Below are 21,193 nucleotides of genomic sequence, written 5' to 3'. Positions count from 1 at the left end.
TCGGCGGCCCGGCTCGGCTACGTGGGTGGTGCAGGTGAGCTGGGCCACGCGATCTGCGGATAATGCTGCCGGTTACCGTGACCGGGGTCACTATTTCGTACATTTCGTTCACCGAGAGGACGTTGCGGGTGGAACGACGCATCGGCCGCGGCCGGGGGATGACGCTGGCGGGGCAGGTATTCGTCGTGCAGCTCATCGTCCTGGTGGCCGTGGTCGCCGTGGGGGTGGTGCTGACCGTCTGGGAGCTGCGCCGGGACCAGGACGACGCCACCGCGCGGCGGGTCACCGGCATCGCGGTCGCGGTGGCCGAGGCGCCCTCGACCGCGGCCGCGGTGCACACCGGGGACCCGACGGCGCTGCTGCAGCCGGTGACCGAGCGCGTCCGCCTCCGGACCGGCGTGGATTTCATCGTCGTCATGGCCCCCGACCGCACCCGCTATACCCATACCGAGCCCGACCGGATCGGAAAGCCGTTCAGCGGCAACATCGATCGAGCGCTCGCCGGGGAGACCTTCACCGAGACCTACACCGGCACACTGGGTCCCTCGATCCGTGCCGTCACCCCGGTCTACGAGGACGGCCACATCGTCGCCCTGGTCTCGGCGGGCGTCACCCGCGCCAAGATCGGCGACCAGGTCCGGCGGCAGCTGCCGCTGATCCTGGGCGCCGCGGGTTCCGGCCTGCTGCTCGCGGTGCTCGGCTCGCTGCTGTTGCGGCGACGGCTGCTGCGCCAGACGCACGGCCTCGCCCCGGCCGAGCTGCGTACCCTCTACGAGCACCACGACGCCGTGCTGCATTCCATCCACGAGGGCCTGGTGGTGTTCGACCGCGACGCCGAGACGGCGGCCGTGGTCAACGACGAGGCCCGGCGCCTGCTGGAGCTGCCCGACGGCCCGGTGCGCCGCACGGATCTGCCGATCTCGTTGCGCCGCTTGGACAGAAAGGTGGTGCGCGACGAGATGCACGTGACCGCGGAACGGGTGCTGGTGGTGAATCAGGACGTCGTCGAATGGTCGGGGCGGACCCTGGGTACGGTGCTCACCGTGCGCGACCACACCGAACTGCGCGACATGATGGGCGAATTGAATTCCGTACGCGGACTGGCCGATTCGCTGCGTGCGCAGGCACACGAGTCGGCCAACCGGCTGCACACCGTGATCACCATGGTGGAGCTGGGCCGCTACCGGGAGGCCGTCGACTTCGCGACCGCGGAACTGCAGCTGTCCCAGGCGCTCATCGACCGCCTGACCGGCGCGGTGCGGGAGCCCGCGCTGGTGGCGCTGCTGCTGGGCAAGGTGGACCAGGCGATCGAGCGCGGCGTGGAACTGACCGTCGCCGAGGACACCGCGCTCCAGTCGCCGTCGCCGCTGACCGCGCACGAAATGGTCACGCTGGTGGGCAATCTGATCGACAACGCCCTCGACGCGGTCGCCCAGACGCCCGACGCCTGGGTGGAGGTGACCGTGCGCCGGGAGGATTCGGCACTGTACCTCCGGGTCGCCGACAGCGGCCCGGGGATGTCGGAGGAGGTGTTCGTCCGCGCCATGGAACGCGGTTATTCGACCAAGACCGATCACCAGGGCCTCGGCCTGGCGCTGGTGCGCCGCCTGGTGGCGCGCCACGGCGGCACGCTGCGCGCGGAACGGTCCCCGGAATCGGCCGTGGTGGTGAGGATTCCGCAATGACGATCCGGGTGCTGATCGTGGAGGACGAGGAGCGGATCGCCGAGGCGCACCGGTCCTATCTGGACCGCCTGCCGGAATTCACGGCGGTGGCGGTCGTCCATACCGGCCGCGACGCGCTGCGGGCGGCCGCTCGGGCCGCCGAGGCGGGCGAGCCGATCGAGCTGGTGCTGCTGGATATCGGGCTGCCGGATATCAGCGGCTTGGAGGTGACGGCGGCACTGGCGCGGTTGCGCCCGCGGCCCGATGTCATCGCCATCACCTCGGCTCGCGATCTCGAGATGGTCCGGGCCGCCGTCGCTCACGGCGTGGCCCTCTACCTGTTGAAACCGTTCACCTACGCGGCATTCCGGGAGAAGATGGACCGCTATCTGGAGTTCCGCGCGGCGCTGCCGACCGGCGAGGTCACCGTCACCCAGCACGACATCGACCGCGCCTTCAGTGCGCTGCGCACCGCCGATCCGAAGGCCGCCGCGCCGAAAGGTATTGCACCGCTGACCCTCGAGGAGGTGTCGCGGGCGGTCCGCGCCGCGGCCGAGGGGTTGTCGGCCACAGAAACCGGCCGGACGGTAGGAGTTTCGCGGGTGACCGCGTGGCGCTATCTGGAGCGCCTGGCCGAGGACGGAGTCGTGGATCGCCGCACGGACTACGGTCGCGCCGGACGGCCCCAGGTTCGTTACCAGTGGCGTCGCTGATCCGTTCGTTTCCGAATCGTGTTGTGTTATATAACAATTCCTCGGGCGCCCTATTGTGGATGCTCGTGGTCAACTGGCAGGGTGTCGCCGTGTCGCAGACAGCCGACGACGCGCGACGTCACGGTGGGGGTGGTCGTACGTCCAGCGTTTGCCTGTGGTATGCGGTGACCGGCGTCACCTGTGTGACGACTTAAGAAAGTACCGCGGAGTATGTAACGACGCACACTCTTCCCGGATGTGGTGAGGTGTAACGGGCGTAATGTCTGTACATATCTACTGGCAACAGTTCCAGGGTTCTTTTTAGCGGGGCAAACGTGCAAACGGTCGGCAAACGCTCGGGTTCACCAGACCCCAAGCGTCACCTGTGGGTGCTGGGGCTGATAGCTCCGGGTTGTGCCGTCCTGCCCTCACAACTCGTGTTGCACACCGGATCTCCGGTGTTCTGGTGGATCGGGCCGATCATCGTGCTGATCGTCATCCCGGTCCTGGATTGGGTGGTGGGTGAGGACGGCAGCAATCCACGGGACGAGGATTACGAGCTTCTCTCCAACGACCGGTACTACCGATGGTGTACCTATCTGTTCCTACCGATCCAGCTGATCGGCCTGGGTATCGCGGGCTACCTGTGGGCCGATGACCAGTTGGCCGTCATCGACAAGCTGGGGCTGGCGGTCACCCTGGGCTTCGTCAGCGGAATCGGGATCAACGCCGCGCACGAACTCGGCCACCGGGTCGAGAACCTGGAGCGGTGGCTGGCGAAAGTCGCACTGGCGCAGTCGGGTTACGGCCACTTCTACGTCGAGCACAACAAGGGCCACCACGCGCGGGTGGCGACGCCGGAGGATCCGGCCAGCGGCCGGCTGGGGGAATCGCTGTGGGAGTTCCTGCCCCGCAGCGTGATCGGCGGATACCGATCGGGGATCAAACTGGAGCGGGACCGCCTGCGGCGCAGGGGTTTACGCTGGTGGAGCGTGCGCAACAACATTCTGCAGGCGTGGTCGATGACGGTGGTGCTCTACGGTGCGCTGCTGATCGCCTTCGGCCCGAAGCTGCTGCCCTACCTGCTGCTGCAGGCGGTCATCGCCGCGGGGCTGCTGGAGACGGTGAACTACGTCGAGCACTACGGCCTGCTGCGGCGCAAGCGGCCGAACGGCATGTGGGCGCGCTGCTCACCCGCCGACAGCTGGAACTCCGACCGCCTGGTGACCAACATCTTCCTGTTCCACCTGCAGCGGCACAGCGACCACCACGCCAATCCGGGGCGGCGATATCAGACGCTGCGCAGTTCGCAAGAGGCGCCGCAACTTCCGGCCGGGTACGCCTCGATGATCCTGCTGGCGGCGATCCCGCCGCTGTGGCGCCGGGTGATGGACCCGAAGGTGCTGGCCCACTACGAGGGCGACGTCACCCGCGCGAATATCGCGCCGCGCAAACGGACCCGAATCCTCGCGGATCACGGGGCGGCGACGGCCTGACGGGCACGGCACGGACGCCGCGCCCCGCGATGCTCGCCGACCGCGCACACTCCCCTTGCGTATCGCGTACGCATCAAACCGGCTAGCCTTTCCTGGGTAGTACGCCGACCAGGAGAGGCAGATGACGACCGCAGTGAGCAGCAAGATGACTGCCGACCACCGCAACGGGATCGATTACAAGGTGGCGGACCTGTCTTTGGCCGAGTTCGGCCGCAAGGAAATTCGGCTGGCCGAGCACGAGATGCCGGGGCTGATGGCGTTGCGACGCGAGTACGCGGAGGTGCAGCCGCTGAAGGGGGCCCGGATTTCGGGATCGCTGCACATGACGGTGCAGACGGCGGTGTTGATCGAGACGCTGGTCGACCTCGGTGCGCAGGTGCGGTGGGCCTCCTGCAACATCTTCTCCACCCAGGACCATGCCGCGGCGGCGGTGGTGGTCGGCCCGCACGGCACGGCCGACGAGCCCAAGGGCACGCCGGTGTTCGCGTGGAAGGGCGAGAGCCTCGAGGAGTACTGGTGGGCGGCGGAGCAGATGCTGACCTGGCCGGACGAGCCCGCGAACATGATCCTCGACGACGGTGGTGACGCCACCATGCTGGTGCTGCGCGGTGCGCAGTACGAGAAGGCGGGCGTGGTGCCGCCGGAGGACGAGGAGCATCCCGCCGAGTTCAAGGTGTTCCTGAACCTGTTGCGGGAGCGGTACGAGACCGACAAGACCAAGTGGTCCACGATCGCCGAGTCGGTGCGCGGAGTCACCGAGGAGACGACCACGGGCGTGCTGCGGCTGTACCAGTTCGCGGCGGCGGGCGAGCTGTCGTTCCCCGCGATCAACGTCAACGACTCGGTCACCAAGTCGAAGTTCGACAACAAGTACGGCACCCGGCATTCGCTGATCGACGGCATCAACCGCGGCACCGACGTGCTGATCGGCGGCAAGAAGGTGCTGATCTGCGGGTACGGCGACGTCGGCAAGGGTTGTGCGGAGTCGCTGTCCGGTCAGGGCGCCCGCGTGCAGGTCACCGAGATCGATCCGATCAACGCGCTGCAGGCGCTGATGGACGGATTCGACGTCGTCACCGTCGAGCAGGCCATCGGGCAGGCCGATATCGTCGTCACCTCGACCGGCAACAAGGACATCATCACCCTCGAGCACATGAAGGCGATGAAGGACCAGGCCATCCTGGGCAATATCGGCCACTTCGACAACGAGATCGATATGGCCGCGCTGGAGCGTTCCGGCGCCGAGCGGCTGAACATCAAGCCGCAGGTCGACCTGTGGACGTTCAAGGAGTCGGGCAAGTCGATCATCGTGCTGAGCGAGGGCCGGCTGCTGAACCTCGGCAACGCCACCGGCCATCCGTCGTTCGTGATGTCCAACAGCTTCTCCAACCAGGTGATCGCGCAGATCGAGCTGTGGACCAAGCCCGACGAGTACGACAACGAGGTCTACCGCCTCCCCAAGCACCTGGACGAGAAGGTCGCCCGCATCCACGTCGAGGCCTTGGGCGGCACCCTGACCAAGCTCACCAAGGACCAGGCCGAATACATCGGCGTAGACGTCGAGGGGCCGTTCAAGCCCGAGCACTACCGCTACTGATTGCGCAGGCTGAGGCATAAGATCCCCGCCTCACGGCCCTAGGGGGCCGTGAGGCGGGGAATGCAAGTGGCTGCCATGCGGGGAATGCAAGTGGCTGCCATGCGGGGAATGCAATGGACGGTCCTGTTGGTGCGGGTGTGCACATGACGGTCGGGCGGAGCGCACTGTTTGTTCCCGTTGTGCGTGGCTACCCTCATTTCCCGTTGTCGCGGCCCCCTGGGGCCGCGACAACGGGATCTTCCCTACTTCCGAAACGCAGGCGGCACCGGAAACCCCTTGGCCTCCAACGCCTTCCGTCCCCGATCTGGATAGTCCGTGATCACCCCGTCCACCCCGGTATCCAATTGCGCTTCGATCGTGGCCTCGTCGTTGACCGTCCACGGGACCACCTTCAGCCCCTTCTCGTGCGCCTTGCGGACGTAGTCGGCGTCGGCGGTGAACGCGAAACCCGCGTCGGAGACCTTGGTGGGGCTGTTCTCGCCGGGGACGTAGTGCGGGGAGGAGATGTTCGCACCCAGCGCCACGATCGCGCCGAGCGGATCCCCGGCGTGGTCCTCGTACCGGACCGGGCCCAGCCATCGGCTGCCCGCCTCGAAGGTGGTCTCGTCGTAGAGGGCGACGGTCGGAACGGCCGGGTTGCGCCGCTTCACCAGCGGCAGGCTGGACCAGTCGAAGCTCTGGATCTCCACCTTGCCGGTGGCGCCCGCGCGGTCCGCCTCGTCGAGAACGACGTCCACGAATTCCTGCGGCGGGGCCGTCTGTTCGGGATGCTCGGCCTCGATTTTGGTTTCGATGTTGTAGCGGATCGAGTCGAACGCACCCGGATAGCTCTTCACCAGTTCGAAGAGTTCGGGTAGCCGCGCGATCCTATTACCCGGGACGGGCTGCTGCTCGGGAAAATTCGCGAGCTTCTTCGAACAATCCAGCGTCCGGACCTGGTCGTAGCGCAGTTCGCGGATCGTCTTTCCCACATAGGGGAATTTCGGGTCGTCCGGAAACGCCGGTGCCGTGTCGGCGCACTTGTCGGCCTGAATCGTGGCGTCGTGCCAGATCACCGGCACCCGATCGGCGGTCACCCCGATATCCAGTTCCAGCGTGCTGACGCCGAGTTCGAGGGAATGCGCATAGGCGGCGAGGGATTCCTCGGTCCACAGGCCGCGCCCGCCGCGATGCGATTGCAGGTCCACCGTGCGATCCGCCGCCGGACCGGTCGAGGGTGACGGGCTCGGGGTCGTGCCGCCGTCTGTCGCGTCGCCGCCACAGGCGGTCAGCGCGGTCACGGCGAGGGCGCAGCCGAGGGCGGAGATCGCCCACCGGGCGCGATGGGAGCTGGTTCGGGGAGGCCGCATTCGGGTCACCCTAGCCATCGAAAGGCAACAAAGGTTGACGCGCAGGTGACCGGGGCGCGCCGCCCGCGACCGTCTAACCTGTTGCGCATGGGTGCGTTGGTGGCGGTGGAGGGGCTCGACGGTGCGGGCAAGCGTACGCTGATCGACGCCGTGGTCGCGGGTCTGCGGGCACGCGGCCTGCGGGCCGCGACGGTGGCCTTCCCGCGCTACGGTCGGTCGGTCCACGCCGATCTCGCGGCCGAGGCGTTGCGCGGGCGGCACGGCGACCTGGCCGCGTCGGTGAACGCCATGGCCCTGCTGTTCGCGCTCGACCGCGCCGCCGCGCGCGACGACCTGCTGAAGTTGTTGGCCGACAACGACATTGTGCTGCTCGATCGCTATGTCGCCTCGAATGCCGCCTACAACGCCGCCCGGACCGACCAGTCCGCGGACGGCGAAATGGCTTCGTGGGTCGCGGAATTGGAATTCGGGAGGTTCGAATTACCGGTACCCGACGTGCAGGTGCTACTGGACGTGCCCATCGAACTGGCCGCCGAACGTGCCCGCCGCCGCGGCGAACTCGACAGTGCCCGTGCCCTGGACGCCTACGAAAGCGACAAAGGGCTGCAGGAACGCACGGCGGCGGTCTATCGTGTGTTGGCCGAATCGCACTGGCATGGGCCCTGGTGGATCCATGCGCCACATGACGATCCGGCAACACTCACCGCGCGCCTCTCGGAAAAGGTTGCCCGATAGGGTTGGATGTGCGTCGGTAATGTACCAGTGTTGGCGTGGTTGCCCGTTCCGAGCCGGAGAGATGACAACATAGTAGTTATGAAGCCGAAGATTCTGGTCGTCGACGACGATATGGCGCTCGCGGAGATGCTCACGATCGTCTTGCGCGGTGAGGGTTTCGATCCTCACGTGGTCGGCGACGGCACGCAGGCGCTCACCGCGGTCCGGGAACTCCGCCCGGATCTGGTGTTGCTGGATCTGATGCTGCCCGGCATGAACGGCATCGACGTGTGCCGCGTGTTGCGGGCCGATTCCGGCGTGCCGATCGTGATGCTGACGGCCAAGACCGACACGGTCGATGTCGTGCTGGGCTTGGAATCGGGCGCCGACGATTACATCGTCAAGCCGTTCAAGCCGAAGGAACTCGTCGCCCGGGTGCGGGCCCGCCTGCGCCGCACCGAGGAGGAGCCGGCCGAGCTGCTGTCCATCGCGGACATCGTCATCGACGTGCCGGCGCACAAGGTGACCCGCGCCGGTCAGCAGATCTCGCTGACCCCGCTGGAGTTCGATCTGCTGGTGGCGCTGGCGCGCAAGCCGCGCCAGGTGTTCACCCGCGAGGTGCTGCTGGAGCAGGTCTGGGGCTACCGGCATGCGGCCGATACCCGCCTGGTCAACGTGCACGTGCAGCGGCTGCGCGCCAAGGTCGAGAAGGATCCGGAGAACCCTGAGATCGTGCTGACCGTCCGCGGCGTGGGTTACAAGGCCGGGCCTCCGTGACGGCTGCGCTCGCGAGCACGGCGGAGGCGAGCGCCGACGAGGCGAAGTCGTGATCGATGGCTCCAGAGACCGCCTGGAGCGGTTGCTGGCAGCTGTGGTGGCATGGTCCAAGTCCGTAGGTGAAGCGCTGGGCCACATGTGGCGACGGTCGCTGCAGTTGCGCGTCGTGGTGTCGACGCTGACGCTGTCGCTGATCGTCATCACGATTCTCGGTGTGGTCCTGACCAGTCAGATCACCGACCGCCTGCTGGACGCCAAGATCAACGCGGCCGTCGAGGAGATGACCCGCGCGCGCAATACGGTCGAGAACCAGATGACCGGCGTGCACGATTCGAGCACCCAGGCGATTCGCCTGCAGGACGCGCTCGGCGCGCTGTCCTCGGGCTCCACCTCGCAGTCGGCCGGCGCCGCGGGCAGTTACAAGGCCGCGCTGGCGATGGTCGGGGACGGCCAGCAGGAGCTGACCGCGGGCCCGATCCAGGATGTGCCCGCCGAGCTGCGCCGCTTCGTGCAGCAGAACCAGGTGAGCTATCAGTTCACGACCGTGTCGGATCCCGAGGGGTACCGCGGTTCGGCACTGATCATCGGCAGTCCGAGCAACGAGGTGGCCACCCTCGAGATCTATCTGATCTTCCCGCTGTCCAACGAGGAACGCAGTCGCGGGCTGATGGCCGGCACCATGTTCATCGGCGGCGGTGTCCTGCTGGTGCTGCTGGCCGCGATCACCGCGCTGGTCACCCGGCAGGTGGTGCTGCCGATCCGGTCCGCCGCGCGGATCGCCAGCCGCTTCGCCGACGGGCGGCTCAAGGAGCGGATGCTCGTCAGAGGCGAGGACGACATGGCCCGGCTGGCCATGTCGTTCAACGAGATGGCCGAGAGCCTGTCCAATCAGATCACCCAGCTGGAGGAGTTCGGAAATCTACAGAGACGGTTCACCTCCGACGTCAGCCACGAGCTACGCACCCCGCTGACCACGGTGCGGATGGCGGCCGACCTGATCCACGGCTCCAGCGACGAACTGGATCCGGCGCTGGCACGCAGCGCGGAGTTGCTGGTCACCGAGCTGGACCGGTTCGAGGGCCTGCTCAACGACCTGCTCGAGATCAGCCGCCACGACGCGGGCGTCGCCGAACTGCAGGTGGAATCGCTGGATGTGCGGATGTGCGCGCGGGCGGCTATCTCCACCGTGCGGCATCTGGCCAAGGAGTCGAGCGTGGAACTCGTGGTGGACCTGCCCGAGGATCCGCTGGTGGCGGAGGTGGATCCGCGCCGCGTGGAGCGCGTGCTGCGCAATCTGCTCGCCAACGCCATCGACCACAGCGAGGGCAAGCCGGTGCTGATCCGGATGCGCGGCGACACCGAGGCCAATGCGGTGGGCATCGTGGTGCGCGACCAGGGCGTGGGCCTGCGGCCGGGCGAGGAGAAGCTGGTGTTCAACCGGTTCTGGCGCTCGGATCCCTCGCGGATGCGCCGCTCCGGCGGCACCGGGCTCGGGCTGTCGATCAGCGTCGAGGACGCCAACCTGCACGACGGCCGTCTGGAGGCCTGGGGCGAACCCGGGCTGGGCGCCAGCTTCCGGCTCACGCTGCCGCTGGTGCGCGGTCGCAAGCTGGGCAACAGCCCGCTCACGCTGGAGCCGCCCAAACGTAAGCTGCTCACCGCGGAATCGGCTGCGCTGCAGGGCGATCCGGAGACAAGTGCGACGGAGGGTGCATCGTCTACCGCGGGTGAGGCCGAATCGCCGAGTGCCCCCGAGGCTTCCAGCGGCCCTGGGATTCCGGGTGCCGAGTCGTCAAGTGGCGGCGGGTCTTCGGACGGCGGCCGGTCGCCGAGTGGCGCCGGGACACCGGACGGTGCGGAGCCGGCGTGGCCCGCGGAGGATGCGACGTCCGGGGAGCACGGGGCAGCGGGAGCCGACTCCGCGAGATTCGACGACACGAACGGCTCCGCCGCGGGCACCGGATCGGCGGTGGGCCCGGATTCGGCTGGAGGAGACCGGGACTCGACTCCGCCCGCGCCTCCTGCCGCCTCCGGGAACGGCGCGGGCTCGTCCGACGACTCCGCAATCGACGACACGGGAGGGCCGAAACCATGAGCGCGCGGTCCGCAACGCAGCGCCGCCCGGCACTGCGGCCGCCCGGCCGCCGCTGGATCGTGGTGCGTGCCGTGCTCGGCATGCTGCTGGCGGTGATCACCTTCGCCGGGTGCGCGAATCTGCCGGATTCCTCACCCCCGCAGGCCCTGGGCACCATCGATCGCGAGCCCACCTCGGCCGGTCCGCCGCCACCGATCGGCGGCCGCGACCCGGACCTGCTGCTCCGCGATTTCCTGCAGGCGACCGCGGATCCGTCCAACCGGCACCAGACCGCCCGCCAGTACCTGACCCCGGCGGCCGCGGTGAACTGGGACGACGCCGCCAGCACCGTGATCGTCGAAAAGCCGGACACGCTGCGCGAATCGCGATCGGGCGAATCGGCGACCTACCGGATCCGCGCCCACAAGATCGGTGAGCTGGAGGCCGACGGCTCCTATCGTGCGGTCGACACCACGCTCGAGGACAAGATCGAGATGACCAAGGTCGGCAACGAGTGGCGCATCGACGAGCTGCCCTCCGGCGTGGTCATGGAATCCACCGCATTCGACAAGACCTACCGCCGCTACCCGCTGTACTTCTCCAACGCCGCCGGTTCCTCGATGGTCCCGGATCTGCGCTGGGTCTCGGTGGGCAAGGATCAGCTCACCCAGCGGCTGCTGTCGCTGCTCACCGAGGGGCCGCAACCGGCGCTGGCGCCCGCGGTGCGCAACGTGCTGTCGGGTTCGGTGTCCCTGCGTGGCGGTGTGACGAAGGCGAACGGCGATACCGACGGCGTCGGCGTCGGACTGGGCGGTGTGCGAATAGATTTCGCCGGTGCGTCGGCTCTGGACCAGCGCAGCCGGGAACTGCTGGCGTCGCAGGTGGTGCTGACGCTGTCCCATGCGGAGATCCTCGGCCCCTACGTCCTGCTGGGTGACGGCAAACCACTCGACGAGCGGTACGCCGGTACCGGATGGTCGGTCGCGGATGTCAATGCGATGAGCCCGACGGCCAACGCGCACAACAAGATCGGGCTGCACGCGGTGCGCGACGGTGCGCTGATGAAGGTCACCGACAACGGAATCGTCGCGGCGCCAGGGTATTTCGGGGCGGCGCGGAATCTGCAGTCGGTGGCCCTGACGCCCGACGGGCAACTGGTCGCGGCGGTCGCCGACAGCGGCAGGCCCGCTCCCGAGCCGTCGCGCACCCTGGTGATCGGCAGCTACGACGGCACCGCGCTGGCGGTCGCGGAGGGCAACACCTTCACCCGGCCGTCGTGGACCGCCGACGGCACCTCCGCATGGTCGGTGATCGACGGCGAGCGGGTGGTCCGGGCCGTGCACGACCGCAACACCGGAAACGTGTCGGTCCAGGACGTGGACACCTCGGCACTGTTCTCGACTCCGGCCTCGGCCTCCGAGCCGATGCTGCGCACCCCCATCACCGAACTGCGCATGTCCCGCACCGGCGCCCGTGCGGCGATCATCGCCGGCGGTAAGGCCTATGTGGTCGTGGTGGTGCCGCAGCCGGACGGGAAGTTCGCGCTGACCTCGCCGCTGCCCATCGCGATGGGCCTGAGCACCTCGGCGGTCTCGCTGGACTGGCTCAGCGGCGACACCATCATGCTGGCCCGCGAGGGCAGCGTCGACCCGGTCCAGACGGTGCTGATCGATGGCTCCCAGCCGAATCCGGTGACCAGCCAGAACCTGACCCCGCCGGTGCGCGTGGTGAGCGCTTCGCTCGACACCCAGTACATCACCGATTCGCGCGCGGTCATGCAGTTGCAGTCCGCCGAGCCGGGCACCGATCGCTTCTGGCGTGAGGTGCAGGGGCTGGGTGCCAACGCGACGCCGGTGCTACCCGGCTGAGGCATGCCGGAGTAGCCGGCCGGACCTACCTGTCGGTGCCCTGCCGCACACTCGACCCGTGCGGTCACTGCTGGATCTGATCCTGCCGCAGGCATGCGGCGGCTGCGGGACGCTCGGGACCGGATGGTGCGCCGGGTGCGCGGCGAGCCTGGCGCGCCCGCCGGTCCGGGTGCGGCCACGCACGGATCCCGGGGTGCCGTGCTGGGCGCTGGGTCCCTATGGGGGCGCGGGGCGGCGCGCGGTGGTCGCGGCCAAGGATCGCGGCCGCCGGGATCTGGCCGCACCGCTGGGGCTGGCATTGGCCAGGGGCCTGGATGAGCTGCGGGACCGCGATCGGCCGCTGCTGCTGGTCCCGGCGCCGAGCCGGCGTGCGGCCGCGCGGCGCCGCGGCGGTGATCCGGTGGTCCGGGCGGCCCGGGTCGCCGCGAGTTGGCTGCCGGATTGCCAGGTCACGCCGGTATTGGCCATGCGGCGCGGGGTGCGGGACTCGGTCGGGCTCGGGCCGAGCGAGCGTCGGCACAATCTACGTGGGCGGATCATGACGCGGGGTGGTTCGCTGCCCGGCACGCTCACGGATCCGAATGCTGAGGTAGTGCTGGTGGACGACGTGCTCACCACGGGCGCCACCGCAGGTGAGTCGGTGCGGGTGCTCACCCGAGCCGGGGTGACGGCGCGTGCGGTACTGGTGACATGCGCCGCTTGAATCCTTGAAATTTGCGTGAACACTGGCGGACGGATCGCTGGCGTAATAGCGTTGCTGACAGAGCGATCTGACACCCGAACCCAGAGTTTGGAGGTGGCGCCTCGGACGACTTCGTGCCGAGTTCCCCGGTCTCGAGTCCTGGCCATCCGGCCATCCGGTTCCAGCTCGGCACGGTTGAATCCCGCCGCACATGACACGGTTGTGCGGCCAGATCCGGGAGGTACGCGTGACGACTTCACGACCTTCAGTGAAAGCAGATTCCTCGGCCCGTTACGGCACTGCGTTCGACTCCGAGCGCAACGGCGCCGAGCAGCCTGCAGCGGACCGGCCCAGGACGCCTCGTGCGGACGTCGTGGTGAAGGGCCGCAACGTCGAGGTCCCCGATCATTTCCGCATCCACGTCGCGGGCAAGCTCTCGCGACTCGAACGCTTCGACCCGTCGATCCACCTGTTCGATGTCGAGCTGTTCCACGAACGCAATCGTCGCCAGCGCAAGAGTTGTCAGCGCGTGGAGATCACGGCCCGCGGCAAGGGCCCGGTCGCGCGCGCCGAGGCGTGCGCCGACAGCTTCTACGCCGCCCTCGAGTCGGCCGTGGAGAAGCTGGAGAGCCGGTTGCGCCGCAGCAAGGACCGGCGACGGGTGCACTACGGGGAGAAGACTCCCCTGTCCGTGGCGGAGGCCACGGCCACACTGATGGACGAGGCGCTGGCCACCGGCGCCAACGGGTCCACCGCCCACGACCACCGTTCCGACGAACCGGAGTCCGGCGAGTACGCGGGCCCGGGCCATATCGTCCGGACCAAGGTCCATTCCGCCACACCGATGTCGGTCGACGACGCCCTGTACCAGATGGAGCTCGTCGGTCACGACTTCTTCCTTTTCCAAGACCGTGAGACCGACCGTCCGTCGGTGGTCTACCGTCGCCACGCCTTCGACTACGGCCTGATCAGGCTCACGTAGGTAGGCTGCCCGTCCTCCGCGCACCCGGGTCGAACCGGCCGCGTACGCGGAGCTCCACGCTCAGGGCCGGCGGTCATGTGCCGTTCGGCCCTCAGCCATGTGCTCACCTATGTGGTCGGCCATGCGCTCGATTCTCGCCGAGAAATCTTTGATTTCATGCGTAGCGGTGCGCTAATATGGGTCCTGCTCGGCTTGTGACCGAGGGGAGGGGAGTTCACTGTATGCGCATTTGTTGCGCGTCTGAAATTTCATGCGTCCGAAGATTCTTGTGTCTGAAAGATTCTGACGTCTGAGGTTTTCATCGATTAGCCGGGCTGTAAGCTTCATGGCTTGATTCGTGCTGTGCGCACGCCCATAAGGAGTCATATCATGTTCGTATACGAACGACCGACGCTGCTCAGAATCGGCAGTTTCGAGGACGTCACCGAGGGATTCTCGAGCTTCCTGCCCGAATTCCCCTTCGTGGATCAACCCTGGCCGCACTGATATAGGGTTGCGTCTATATATTCGGCCGCACTGATGTGACGGCCGGCAATCGGTGGCTCCGGCCCGGCAGGGTAGCGGAGCCGCGGATTGTTTGTTCGTTTTGTTTCTCAATGAAATGACGGCGGGGGAGAATTGAATATTCCATCGAGTGTGTCGTCGTGGTTCGTCGCTCTTGCCGACAGCGAGGGGGCCGGCAATGTCGCTGCCAGAGTGCGTGCGGAATACTCTGACGTCAGAGAAGTATCGCACCCGAGCGGGCGTCCGTGGATTCTGGGTAATTGGACCGATTCCGAAATAACTGTGACCCGGACAGGTGAGGGTGTATTCGCCGCGATCGGCGAGCATGCATTACAGCCGAACCGGCTCGCCGGCGTCGGCACCGGACTTTTTCACCGCGGCTCGCGGCGGATCGAGTCACCCACCGGCAGTTTCCACCTGATCGGTGCACGGCGGGGATGTGTGCGGGTACGCGGTACGGCCTCCGGTGTGCGCAGGGTCTTCCACTCCGTCGTGGACGGCGTCACCGTCGCGAGCGACCGTGCCGACGTCATCGCCACGTTGGCGGGCAAGGAAGTCGACCAGCGGCAGCTAGCCCTCCTCCTGCTGTATGTCGTGCCTTGGCCGCTGTCGTTTCGTTCGGTCTGGTCCGGCATCGAGGTGGTGTGGCCCGGGTACGAGGTCGAGTTCGATCGGCACGGCCGTGTGGAGCACCACCGATGGTGGAACCCGCCGCCCGCCGAACTCTCGCTGGCGCAGGGTGCGGAATTACTGCGATCACGGCTGGTCGATGCCGTCGACCTGCGGGTCGGTGACAAAGACACGGTGGTGTGCGACCTCGGTGGCGTCGATTCGACGGCGCTGTGCTGCCTCGCCGCCAGGAGTAGCGCGCGGGTGGTGGCCGTCACCGCGGCCAGCCCCGACGATCTCGACGACGACGTCCGATGGGCGCGGGAGACCGTCGACGCGCTGGGTACCGTCGCCCACATCATCGTCGACCCGGACGACATGCCGATGACATACGACGGCATCCTGGACATCAGCGACCGGTTCGACGAGCCGTGCATCGTCCAGGTCAACAAATCGAAACTGGAGGCGGTGTGCCACCGCAATGTCGAGTCGGGCGCACAGGTCCGGCTCAGCGGCATCGGCGGTGACGAAATTCTGCGTGTGAGCTGGGGGTGGCTGCATTCGACCGTCCGGACACATCCGTTGTCGACGATCGGTACGGCGCGTCGCTGGGCCGCCAAACACCGGTATCCGCTGTGGCGGGTCGGCCTACAAATGGCCGACAATCAATCGTACGAACGTCATCTGAAAAAGGTGGCGAATGCCATCTCGTCGGTCCCTCCGCGCACCCCCGATCCGGCCATTACCTGGGGGCTGGGAATCATATCTCCGCCGTGGCTCACCGGCGACGCCTCGGAGATGGCCCGCGAGGCCGTGATCGATTGCTCGCGCAATGCCGCTCCGGTATCCCGGGATCGCGGCTTGCATCAGGCATTGGAGCAGTTGTACGGCGCCGCCCGGGGTGCGCGGCTGTGCCAGCAGTTCGCCCGGAGAATCGGCGTTCCGATCGCGGCACCGTACCTGGACGATGCGGTGATCGACGCCGCCCTTTCCGTGCGCGCGGTGGATCGGGTCGATACCCGGCGTTACAAACCGCTCCTGGCCGAGGCCATGACGGGGATCGTGCCGGAATCGACACTGCATCGGGGCACGAAGGCCAATACCAGCGCGGCCGTGGCGCGGGGTCTGCGGCAACACCGTGACGACATCCTCGCGATGATGGACAACTCTCGGCTCGCCGAACTCGGAATAATCGACCCCGCGGTTTTTCGACAAATGTGTGAACAGCCCTTGTTGATAGAAAGGCATCGCACATCGCTCGATCTGACCATAGCCGTGGAGGCTTGGTTGCAGACCGAGAAACGATGGGCGACTCGCCCCGGACTCAGTCGCGAAAGTGTGCCGTCATGAATTCGTTGTTCCTGGATACCGTTTCGCTGGCCGAGACGGATTACGGCGTCATGCTGCTCGATGAGAAGAGCGGCGTCTACTGGGGCCTCAACGGCACGGCGGTCCTGGCTCTGCAGGAGTTCGCCCGATCGGGCAGCCAGACGGCGGCGGCTGCCGCCGTCGCCGCGAAGTACGACGTCGGAGAGCAGGAGGCGCTCGACGACCTGCGGTCGCTCCTCGGCCAGCTGCGTGCCGCCGAGCTGCTCAGGGGGCCGGCGTGACCACACAGCATTCGATGTTTCACGATCCCGCCCTGGTGCCGGTGCGGGAGCGGGCCAAGATCCATCTGCTGGTCGCGGTGGCCCGGATACTGGCCAAGCTGAAGCCCGCACGACTTCGATCGGTGCTGACGCTGCTGCGGACCGCTGCCGCACCCGCGAGCTTCGGCGACACGAGCCTGGCGTATGAGCAGGTCACCGCGGTCAGTTACGCATGCGTCGGGCCCCGCTCCTGCCTGCTGCGATCGATCGCGATCACGCTGCTCTGCCGATCCCGGGGGCAATGGCCGACCTGGCGCGTCGGTGTCCGCAGGTTGCCGCCGGTCGCCGCGCATTCGTGGGTCGAGGCCGAAGGCAGGCCGGTGGGTGAGTCCTTCACCGGTGGCTACTACTCCGCGCTGATGTCGGTGCCGCCGGACTGAGCCGCCGCCCCGAGGGACTTGTCTGTGACACCGTGTCTCGATTTTCTTCTTACCTCAGAGTAAGTTTGGTGCCAGGTGGTTCTTCGAAAGGGTTCTTCATGGCAACCAAGGGTGCTCGTCGCGCCGTCATCGTCTCCGGAGTGCGGACGCCGTTCGTGCGCGCGTTCACCGACTACACCCGGATGGACTCCATCGACCTGGCCGATGCCGCGGTGGCGGGGTTGCTGGAGCGGGCCGGGCTGCCGAAGGACCAGGTGCAGGCGATCGTGTGGGGCGGGGTGATCCTGCCCAGCGCGGCGCCGAACATCGCGCGGGAGATCGCGCTCGATCTGCAGCTGGACCCGGGGTGCGAGGGCCACACCGTGACCCGCGCCTGCGCCTCGGGGTTGCAGGCCGTCACCTCGGCCGCGGCGGCCATCGAGCGCGGCGAGTACGACATCATGATCGCCGGCGGCAGCGATTCCACCAGCAATGCCGAGGTCAAGTTGCCGCAGAAGGTGGTGCACGCGGCAGCGCCGCTGGCGCTGGGCAAGCCGAAGCCGAAGGACTACCTGTCGGCCGTCGCACAGCTGGCGCCGTTCACCGATATCGTGCCGCGGCGTCCCAAGATCGAGGAGCGCACCACCGGCGAGGTGATGGGGGAGTCGGCGGAGAAGATGGCCGGTATCCACGGCGTCACCCGCGCCGCGCAGGACGAGTTCGCCGCCCGCTCGCATCATCGGGCCGCGGCGGCGATCGAGTCCGGGCGCTTCGACCGTGAGGTGCTGGAAGTCGTTACCCCGGAGGGGAAGTCGGTCACCCGCGACGGGCTGGTGCGCGCGAATTCCAGCGTCGAGAAGCTGGCCACGCTGCCGCCGGTCTTCGCGAAGAACGGCACCGTGACGGCGGGTAATGCCAGCCCGCTCACCGACGGGGCCGCGGCGGTGCTGCTGATGAGCGAGGAGAAGGCGCGGTCGCTGGGGCTGGAGCCGCTGGCGGCGTTCCGGTCCTGGAGCTACGTCAGCGTGGACCCGCGCGACCAGGTGCTGATCGGCCCGGCCATCTCCATGCCGCGCGCCCTCGACAAGGCCGGAATGGCGCTGGCCGACGTCGATTTCGTCGATATCCACGAGGCCTTCGCCGCCCAGACGCTGTCGGTGCTGGCCGCGCTCGGCAGCGACGAATGGGCCAAGACCCGCCTCGACCGCGACACCGCGGTCGGCGAGATCGATCCGGCCATCCTGAACGTGCACGGCGGTTCGGTCTCCCTCGGCCACCCCTTCGGAGCCACCGGCGCCCGCATGGTCACCACGATGGCCAACGAGCTCGCCCTCTCCGGTAAGAGCGCCGCCCTGCTGGGCATCTGCGCCGCGGGCGGCATCGGCGCCTCCGCGGTCCTCGAGCGAGTCTGAGCCCTCTTCACGCACCCCTTGCACGTTCCCGCACACTTTCCGGACACCTGCAAGGGGTGCGGGAGTGCGTACGGCGTGCGTGAATGCTGGTGCGCTACCGGGTGTAGGGCCGGCTCAGGGGTGGAAGTGTTCCCAGTGGATCGCCTGGTCCAGGGGACGGCGGGTGCGCCAGCCGAAGCGCTCGAGGTCGGGGATCTCTTGGAATTCGTGGACCGGACCGACACACAGCCAGGCGATCGGGCGGATGCCGGGTGGCAGGCCGATCAGCTCGGTGAGGAACGGAGCGTCGTAGAAGCTGACCCAGCCGACGCCGACGCCCTCGGCGGTAGCGGCCAGCCACAGGTTCTGGATGGCGAGAATCGTGGAGTAGAGCCCGGTTTCGGGGACGGTGGCCCGGCCCAGCACCTGCGGACCGCCGCGATCGTCGTCGTGGGTCACCACGATCCCGGTGCCGCTCTCGGCAATGCCCTCGATCTTGATGGGTTCGAAGGTGCGCGCCCGCTCCGGCGGCAACGCGTCGCGGAACTCGATGCGCTTGCGGGCGACATGGTCGGCGAACCGCGTCAGCGTCCCCCGCTCGCGCACGACCACGAAATCCCACGGCTGCGAATTGCCCACACTCGGCGCCCGATGCGCGGCATCCAGAATCCGCAGCAGCGTCGCATCGTCCACGAGTTCCCCGGTGAACTCGGCGCGCACATCCCGCCGCCGCCGAATCACGTCGTAGATACCGATCTGACCTGACACGGCCCCAGTCAACCAGGCCGCCCACCCCGGCCCGCTCACACCCCGCCCCGCACCAGCCTTTCTCGCGGGGCCGGTCGGAAATGAGTGCACCCCCTACCGGAGGGGGCGGTAGGGGTGCGGGAGTGTTCGGCTCAGCCGACGGCGGCGCGGCGGGCCGCGGCGACGCGGCGGCGGCCCTCCTTCAGGGCCGTGCGCAGGCCGCGGCGGCGGCCGGTCGACGGGTCGATCGTGGTGGTGCCGCCGAAGGCGCGTTCCGACCTCGTCTCCGGGGCGTCGTCGGTGGTGCGGCGCAGGTACTTGTTGGGCAGCGACAGCTTGATGATGGTGCGCCACGACTTGGCGTACTGCACCGGCAGCGAGCCGGTGGTGTAGGGCAGGTCGTACTTGTCGCACATCTCGCGCACCCGCACCGCGATCGAGGCGAGCCGGTTGCTCGGCAGATCCGGGAACAGGTGGTGCTCGATCTGATGCGAGAGGTTACCGGTCATGAAGTGCATGAGCGGGCCGCCGGAAATGTTGGCGCTGCCGAGCATCTGACGCAGGTACCACTCGTCGTGGGTCTCCGTGTCGACGTCCTTCTTGGTGAACTTCTCGGCGCCGTCGGGGAAGTGGCCGCAGAAGATCACCGCATTGGTCCACACGTTGCGCACGATATTGGCGGTGAGGTTGGCGGTGAGCGTGGAGAAGAACGCCGGACCGGTCAGCAGCGGGAAGATCAGGTAGTCCTTGGCGACCTGCCTGCCGACCTTCTTCAGCACCAGGCGCCGGTCCTGCTCGAACTGCTTGCGCTCCGGGCTGTCGGCGGGCCACTTCTTCTTGGCCACCTTGCCCAGCTCCAGGTGCTGGATGGCGACGCCGTATTCGAAGAACATCTGCAGCAGCAGGTTGTACACCGGCTGGCCGTAGTAGAACGGCGACCAGCGCTGGTCGCGGGTGACGCGCAGCAGGCCGTAGCCGATGTCGTCGTCCATGCCCAGCACGTTGGTGTACTTGTGGTGCAGGAAGTTGTGCGTGATCTTCCAGTGCGCGGCCGGGCCGACGTTGTCCCACTCCCACGACGAGGAGTGGATTTCCGGATCGTTCATCCAGTCCCACTGCCCGTGCATGACGTTGTGGCCGATTTCCATGTTCTCGATGATCTTGGCGGTGCTCAGCAGCGCCGTACCCGCCAGCCAGGCCGGGGGCAGGAAGCTGGCGAACAGCACCACGCGGCCGGAGATCTCCAGGGCACGCTGCAGCCGGATCACATTGCGGATGTACTTGGCGTCGTGTTCGCCCCGGGAGGCCTCGATGTCGCGCCGGATCGCGTCCAGCTCCGCGCCGATCGCCTGCACATCCTCCGGGGTGAGGTGTGCGTATTCCTTGACATCCGAGATCGCCATGCCGGTTACACTACCGTAAGTTACGGCTCCGTAGGTTGTCTCCGGATCGATTCACAACTGTGGCGTACGCCGCATTGTGATCGTGACCAAGGTGTGGTTAAACCGCACGTCGACGCCGTCGTACCCGCCGGACGGCGCGTTCGCGCAGCGCACGCTGCCGCAGCACCTGCTGTTCCTGGCGGGCCTTGTCCTGCAGGGCCTGTTTGGCCTCCTGCAGGGCCTCCTTCTCCTGCCGCGCCTTCTCCTTCAACGCCACCTTCGCCTCCGCCAGCGCCGACCGCAGTCCGCGGCGCCGACCGGTCAGCGGATCCACGCCCGGCCAATGGGGCAGAGAACTCGACATGGACCCGCTCGGCAGCGTCGGCAGGGTGAGTCCGGCGAACTTGCGCTCGGAGGAGGTCTCCGGGGCGTCGTCGGCGGTGCGGCGCAGGAACCGGTCCGGCAGCGCCAGCTTGTGAATGGTCCGGAATGCGAGCAGGTACTGCTTGCCCAGCGACCCGGTGGTGTAGGGCAGGTCGTACTTGTCGCACAGCTGCCGCACCGAGACCGCGATCTCCGGATAGCGGCTGCTGGGGATGTCCGGGAACAGGTGGTGCTCGATCTGGTAGCAGAGATTGCCGCTCATGAACGCCATCG

Annotated in this window: 19 protein-coding genes; 15 read left to right on the top strand and 4 right to left on the bottom strand. The window is 67.6% G+C overall.

The genetic code is table 11. From position 1 onward, the window contains the following. The first annotated feature begins 158 nt into the window (after nt 1–158). The 4 genes from NM1_RS01345 to ahcY all read left to right on the top strand — a co-directional run bounded on the left by NM1_RS01345 (nt 159) and on the right by ahcY (nt 5,449). Nucleotides 159–1,685 carry a sensor histidine kinase gene (locus NM1_RS01345; RefSeq protein ID WP_068012883.1) on the top strand — a complete coding sequence of 509 codons (1,527 nt, stop codon included), beginning with the start codon at nt 159–161 and terminating at the stop codon, nt 1,683–1,685. Continuing rightward, on the top strand, nt 1,682–2,377 hold the full coding sequence (locus NM1_RS01340) for a response regulator (RefSeq protein ID WP_068012881.1): 696 nt from the start codon (nt 1,682–1,684) through the stop codon (nt 2,375–2,377). The genes NM1_RS01345 and NM1_RS01340 overlap by 4 nt, the downstream gene beginning before the upstream one ends. A 368-nt stretch (nt 2,378–2,745) precedes the next feature. Then, nucleotides 2,746–3,852: an alkane 1-monooxygenase gene (locus NM1_RS01335; protein ID WP_246011051.1), complete on the top strand. Its 1,107-nt coding sequence runs from the start codon at nt 2,746–2,748 to the stop codon at nt 3,850–3,852. Nucleotides 3,853–3,973: 121 nt separating this feature from the next. Next, nucleotides 3,974–5,449, top strand: a complete 1,476-nt coding sequence (gene ahcY, locus NM1_RS01330) for an adenosylhomocysteinase (RefSeq protein ID WP_068012877.1) — start codon at nt 3,974–3,976, stop codon at nt 5,447–5,449. Nucleotides 5,450–5,691: 242 nt separating this feature from the next. Here the strand turns inward: ahcY and NM1_RS01325 are convergent, their stop codons facing one another. Beyond that, nucleotides 5,692–6,798 carry a glycerophosphodiester phosphodiesterase family protein gene (locus tag NM1_RS01325; protein WP_068012874.1) on the bottom strand — a complete coding sequence of 369 codons (1,107 nt, stop codon included), beginning with the start codon at nt 6,796–6,798 and terminating at the stop codon, nt 5,692–5,694. Between the two features lie 87 nt (nt 6,799–6,885). On the opposite strand from NM1_RS01325, the gene NM1_RS01320 reads away from it, so the two are divergent. The 11 genes from NM1_RS01320 (at nt 6,886) to NM1_RS01275 (ending at nt 18,428) form a co-directional block, all read left to right on the top strand. After that, complete coding sequence (locus tag NM1_RS01320) at nt 6,886–7,533, top strand: dTMP kinase (protein WP_068012872.1); 648 nt, start codon at nt 6,886–6,888, stop codon at nt 7,531–7,533. Nucleotides 7,534–7,611: 78 nt separating this feature from the next. Beyond that, the gene (gene mtrA / locus NM1_RS01315; RefSeq protein WP_036566684.1) at nt 7,612–8,289 is read left to right on the top strand and encodes an MtrAB system response regulator MtrA; all 678 of its coding nucleotides are present in this window, start codon (nt 7,612–7,614) and stop codon (nt 8,287–8,289) included. Nucleotides 8,290–8,338: 49 nt separating this feature from the next. After that, the gene (gene mtrB, locus NM1_RS01310) at nt 8,339–10,384 is read left to right on the top strand and encodes an MtrAB system histidine kinase MtrB (RefSeq protein WP_246010931.1); all 2,046 of its coding nucleotides are present in this window, start codon (nt 8,339–8,341) and stop codon (nt 10,382–10,384) included. An 80-nt stretch (nt 10,385–10,464) separates the two neighbouring features. Beyond that, on the top strand, nt 10,465–12,231 hold the full coding sequence (lpqB, locus tag NM1_RS01305) for an MtrAB system accessory lipoprotein LpqB (RefSeq protein ID WP_068013002.1): 1,767 nt from the start codon (nt 10,465–10,467) through the stop codon (nt 12,229–12,231). A 58-nt stretch (nt 12,232–12,289) separates the two neighbouring features. Beyond that, complete coding sequence (locus tag NM1_RS01300) at nt 12,290–12,934, top strand: ComF family protein (protein WP_068012870.1); 645 nt, start codon at nt 12,290–12,292, stop codon at nt 12,932–12,934. Nucleotides 12,935–13,286: 352 nt separating this feature from the next. Beyond that, on the top strand, nt 13,287–13,895 hold the full coding sequence (gene hpf / locus NM1_RS01295) for a ribosome hibernation-promoting factor, HPF/YfiA family (RefSeq protein WP_373864009.1): 609 nt from the start codon (nt 13,287–13,289) through the stop codon (nt 13,893–13,895). Between the two features lie 369 nt (nt 13,896–14,264). Further along, nucleotides 14,265–14,381 (top strand): lasso RiPP family leader peptide-containing protein, encoded by a 117-nt coding sequence (locus tag NM1_RS41815; protein ID WP_114699479.1) that lies wholly within the window; start codon nt 14,265–14,267, stop codon nt 14,379–14,381. 150 nt (nt 14,382–14,531) lie between these two features. Further along, complete coding sequence (locus tag NM1_RS01290) at nt 14,532–16,358, top strand: asparagine synthase-related protein (protein WP_307719292.1); 1,827 nt, start codon at nt 14,532–14,534, stop codon at nt 16,356–16,358. Then, nucleotides 16,355–16,618, top strand: coding sequence for a lasso peptide biosynthesis PqqD family chaperone (locus tag NM1_RS01285; protein WP_068012866.1), 264 nt, complete (start codon nt 16,355–16,357; stop codon nt 16,616–16,618). Before NM1_RS01290 ends, NM1_RS01285 begins: the two co-directional genes overlap by 4 nt. Further along, complete coding sequence (locus NM1_RS01280; RefSeq protein WP_068012864.1) at nt 16,615–17,037, top strand: lasso peptide biosynthesis B2 protein; 423 nt, start codon at nt 16,615–16,617, stop codon at nt 17,035–17,037. The genes NM1_RS01285 and NM1_RS01280 overlap by 4 nt, the downstream gene beginning before the upstream one ends. A 98-nt stretch (nt 17,038–17,135) precedes the next feature. Next, nucleotides 17,136–18,428, top strand: coding sequence for an acetyl-CoA C-acyltransferase (locus NM1_RS01275; RefSeq protein WP_068012862.1), 1,293 nt, complete (start codon nt 17,136–17,138; stop codon nt 18,426–18,428). 114 nt (nt 18,429–18,542) lie between these two features. Here the strand turns inward: NM1_RS01275 and bluB are convergent, their stop codons facing one another. From bluB to NM1_RS01260, 3 genes are all read right to left on the bottom strand, one after another. Further along, nucleotides 18,543–19,163, bottom strand: a complete 621-nt coding sequence (bluB, locus tag NM1_RS01270; RefSeq protein ID WP_068012998.1) for a 5,6-dimethylbenzimidazole synthase — start codon at nt 19,161–19,163, stop codon at nt 18,543–18,545. 143 nt (nt 19,164–19,306) lie between these two features. Then, nucleotides 19,307–20,557 (bottom strand): fatty acid desaturase family protein, encoded by a 1,251-nt coding sequence (locus NM1_RS01265; protein WP_068012860.1) that lies wholly within the window; start codon nt 20,555–20,557, stop codon nt 19,307–19,309. Between the two features lie 97 nt (nt 20,558–20,654). Then, nucleotides 20,655–21,193, bottom strand: a 539-nt coding sequence (locus tag NM1_RS01260; protein ID WP_174556821.1) for a fatty acid desaturase family protein, incomplete at its 5' end; no start/stop codon positions are given.

Source organism: Nocardia mexicana NBRC 108244 (assembly GCF_001613165.1).
Lineage (GTDB): Bacteria > Actinomycetota > Actinomycetes > Mycobacteriales > Mycobacteriaceae > Nocardia > Nocardia mexicana.
Note: the sequence above shows the minus strand (reverse complement) of the source record. Positions and strands in the feature narration are given on the sequence as shown.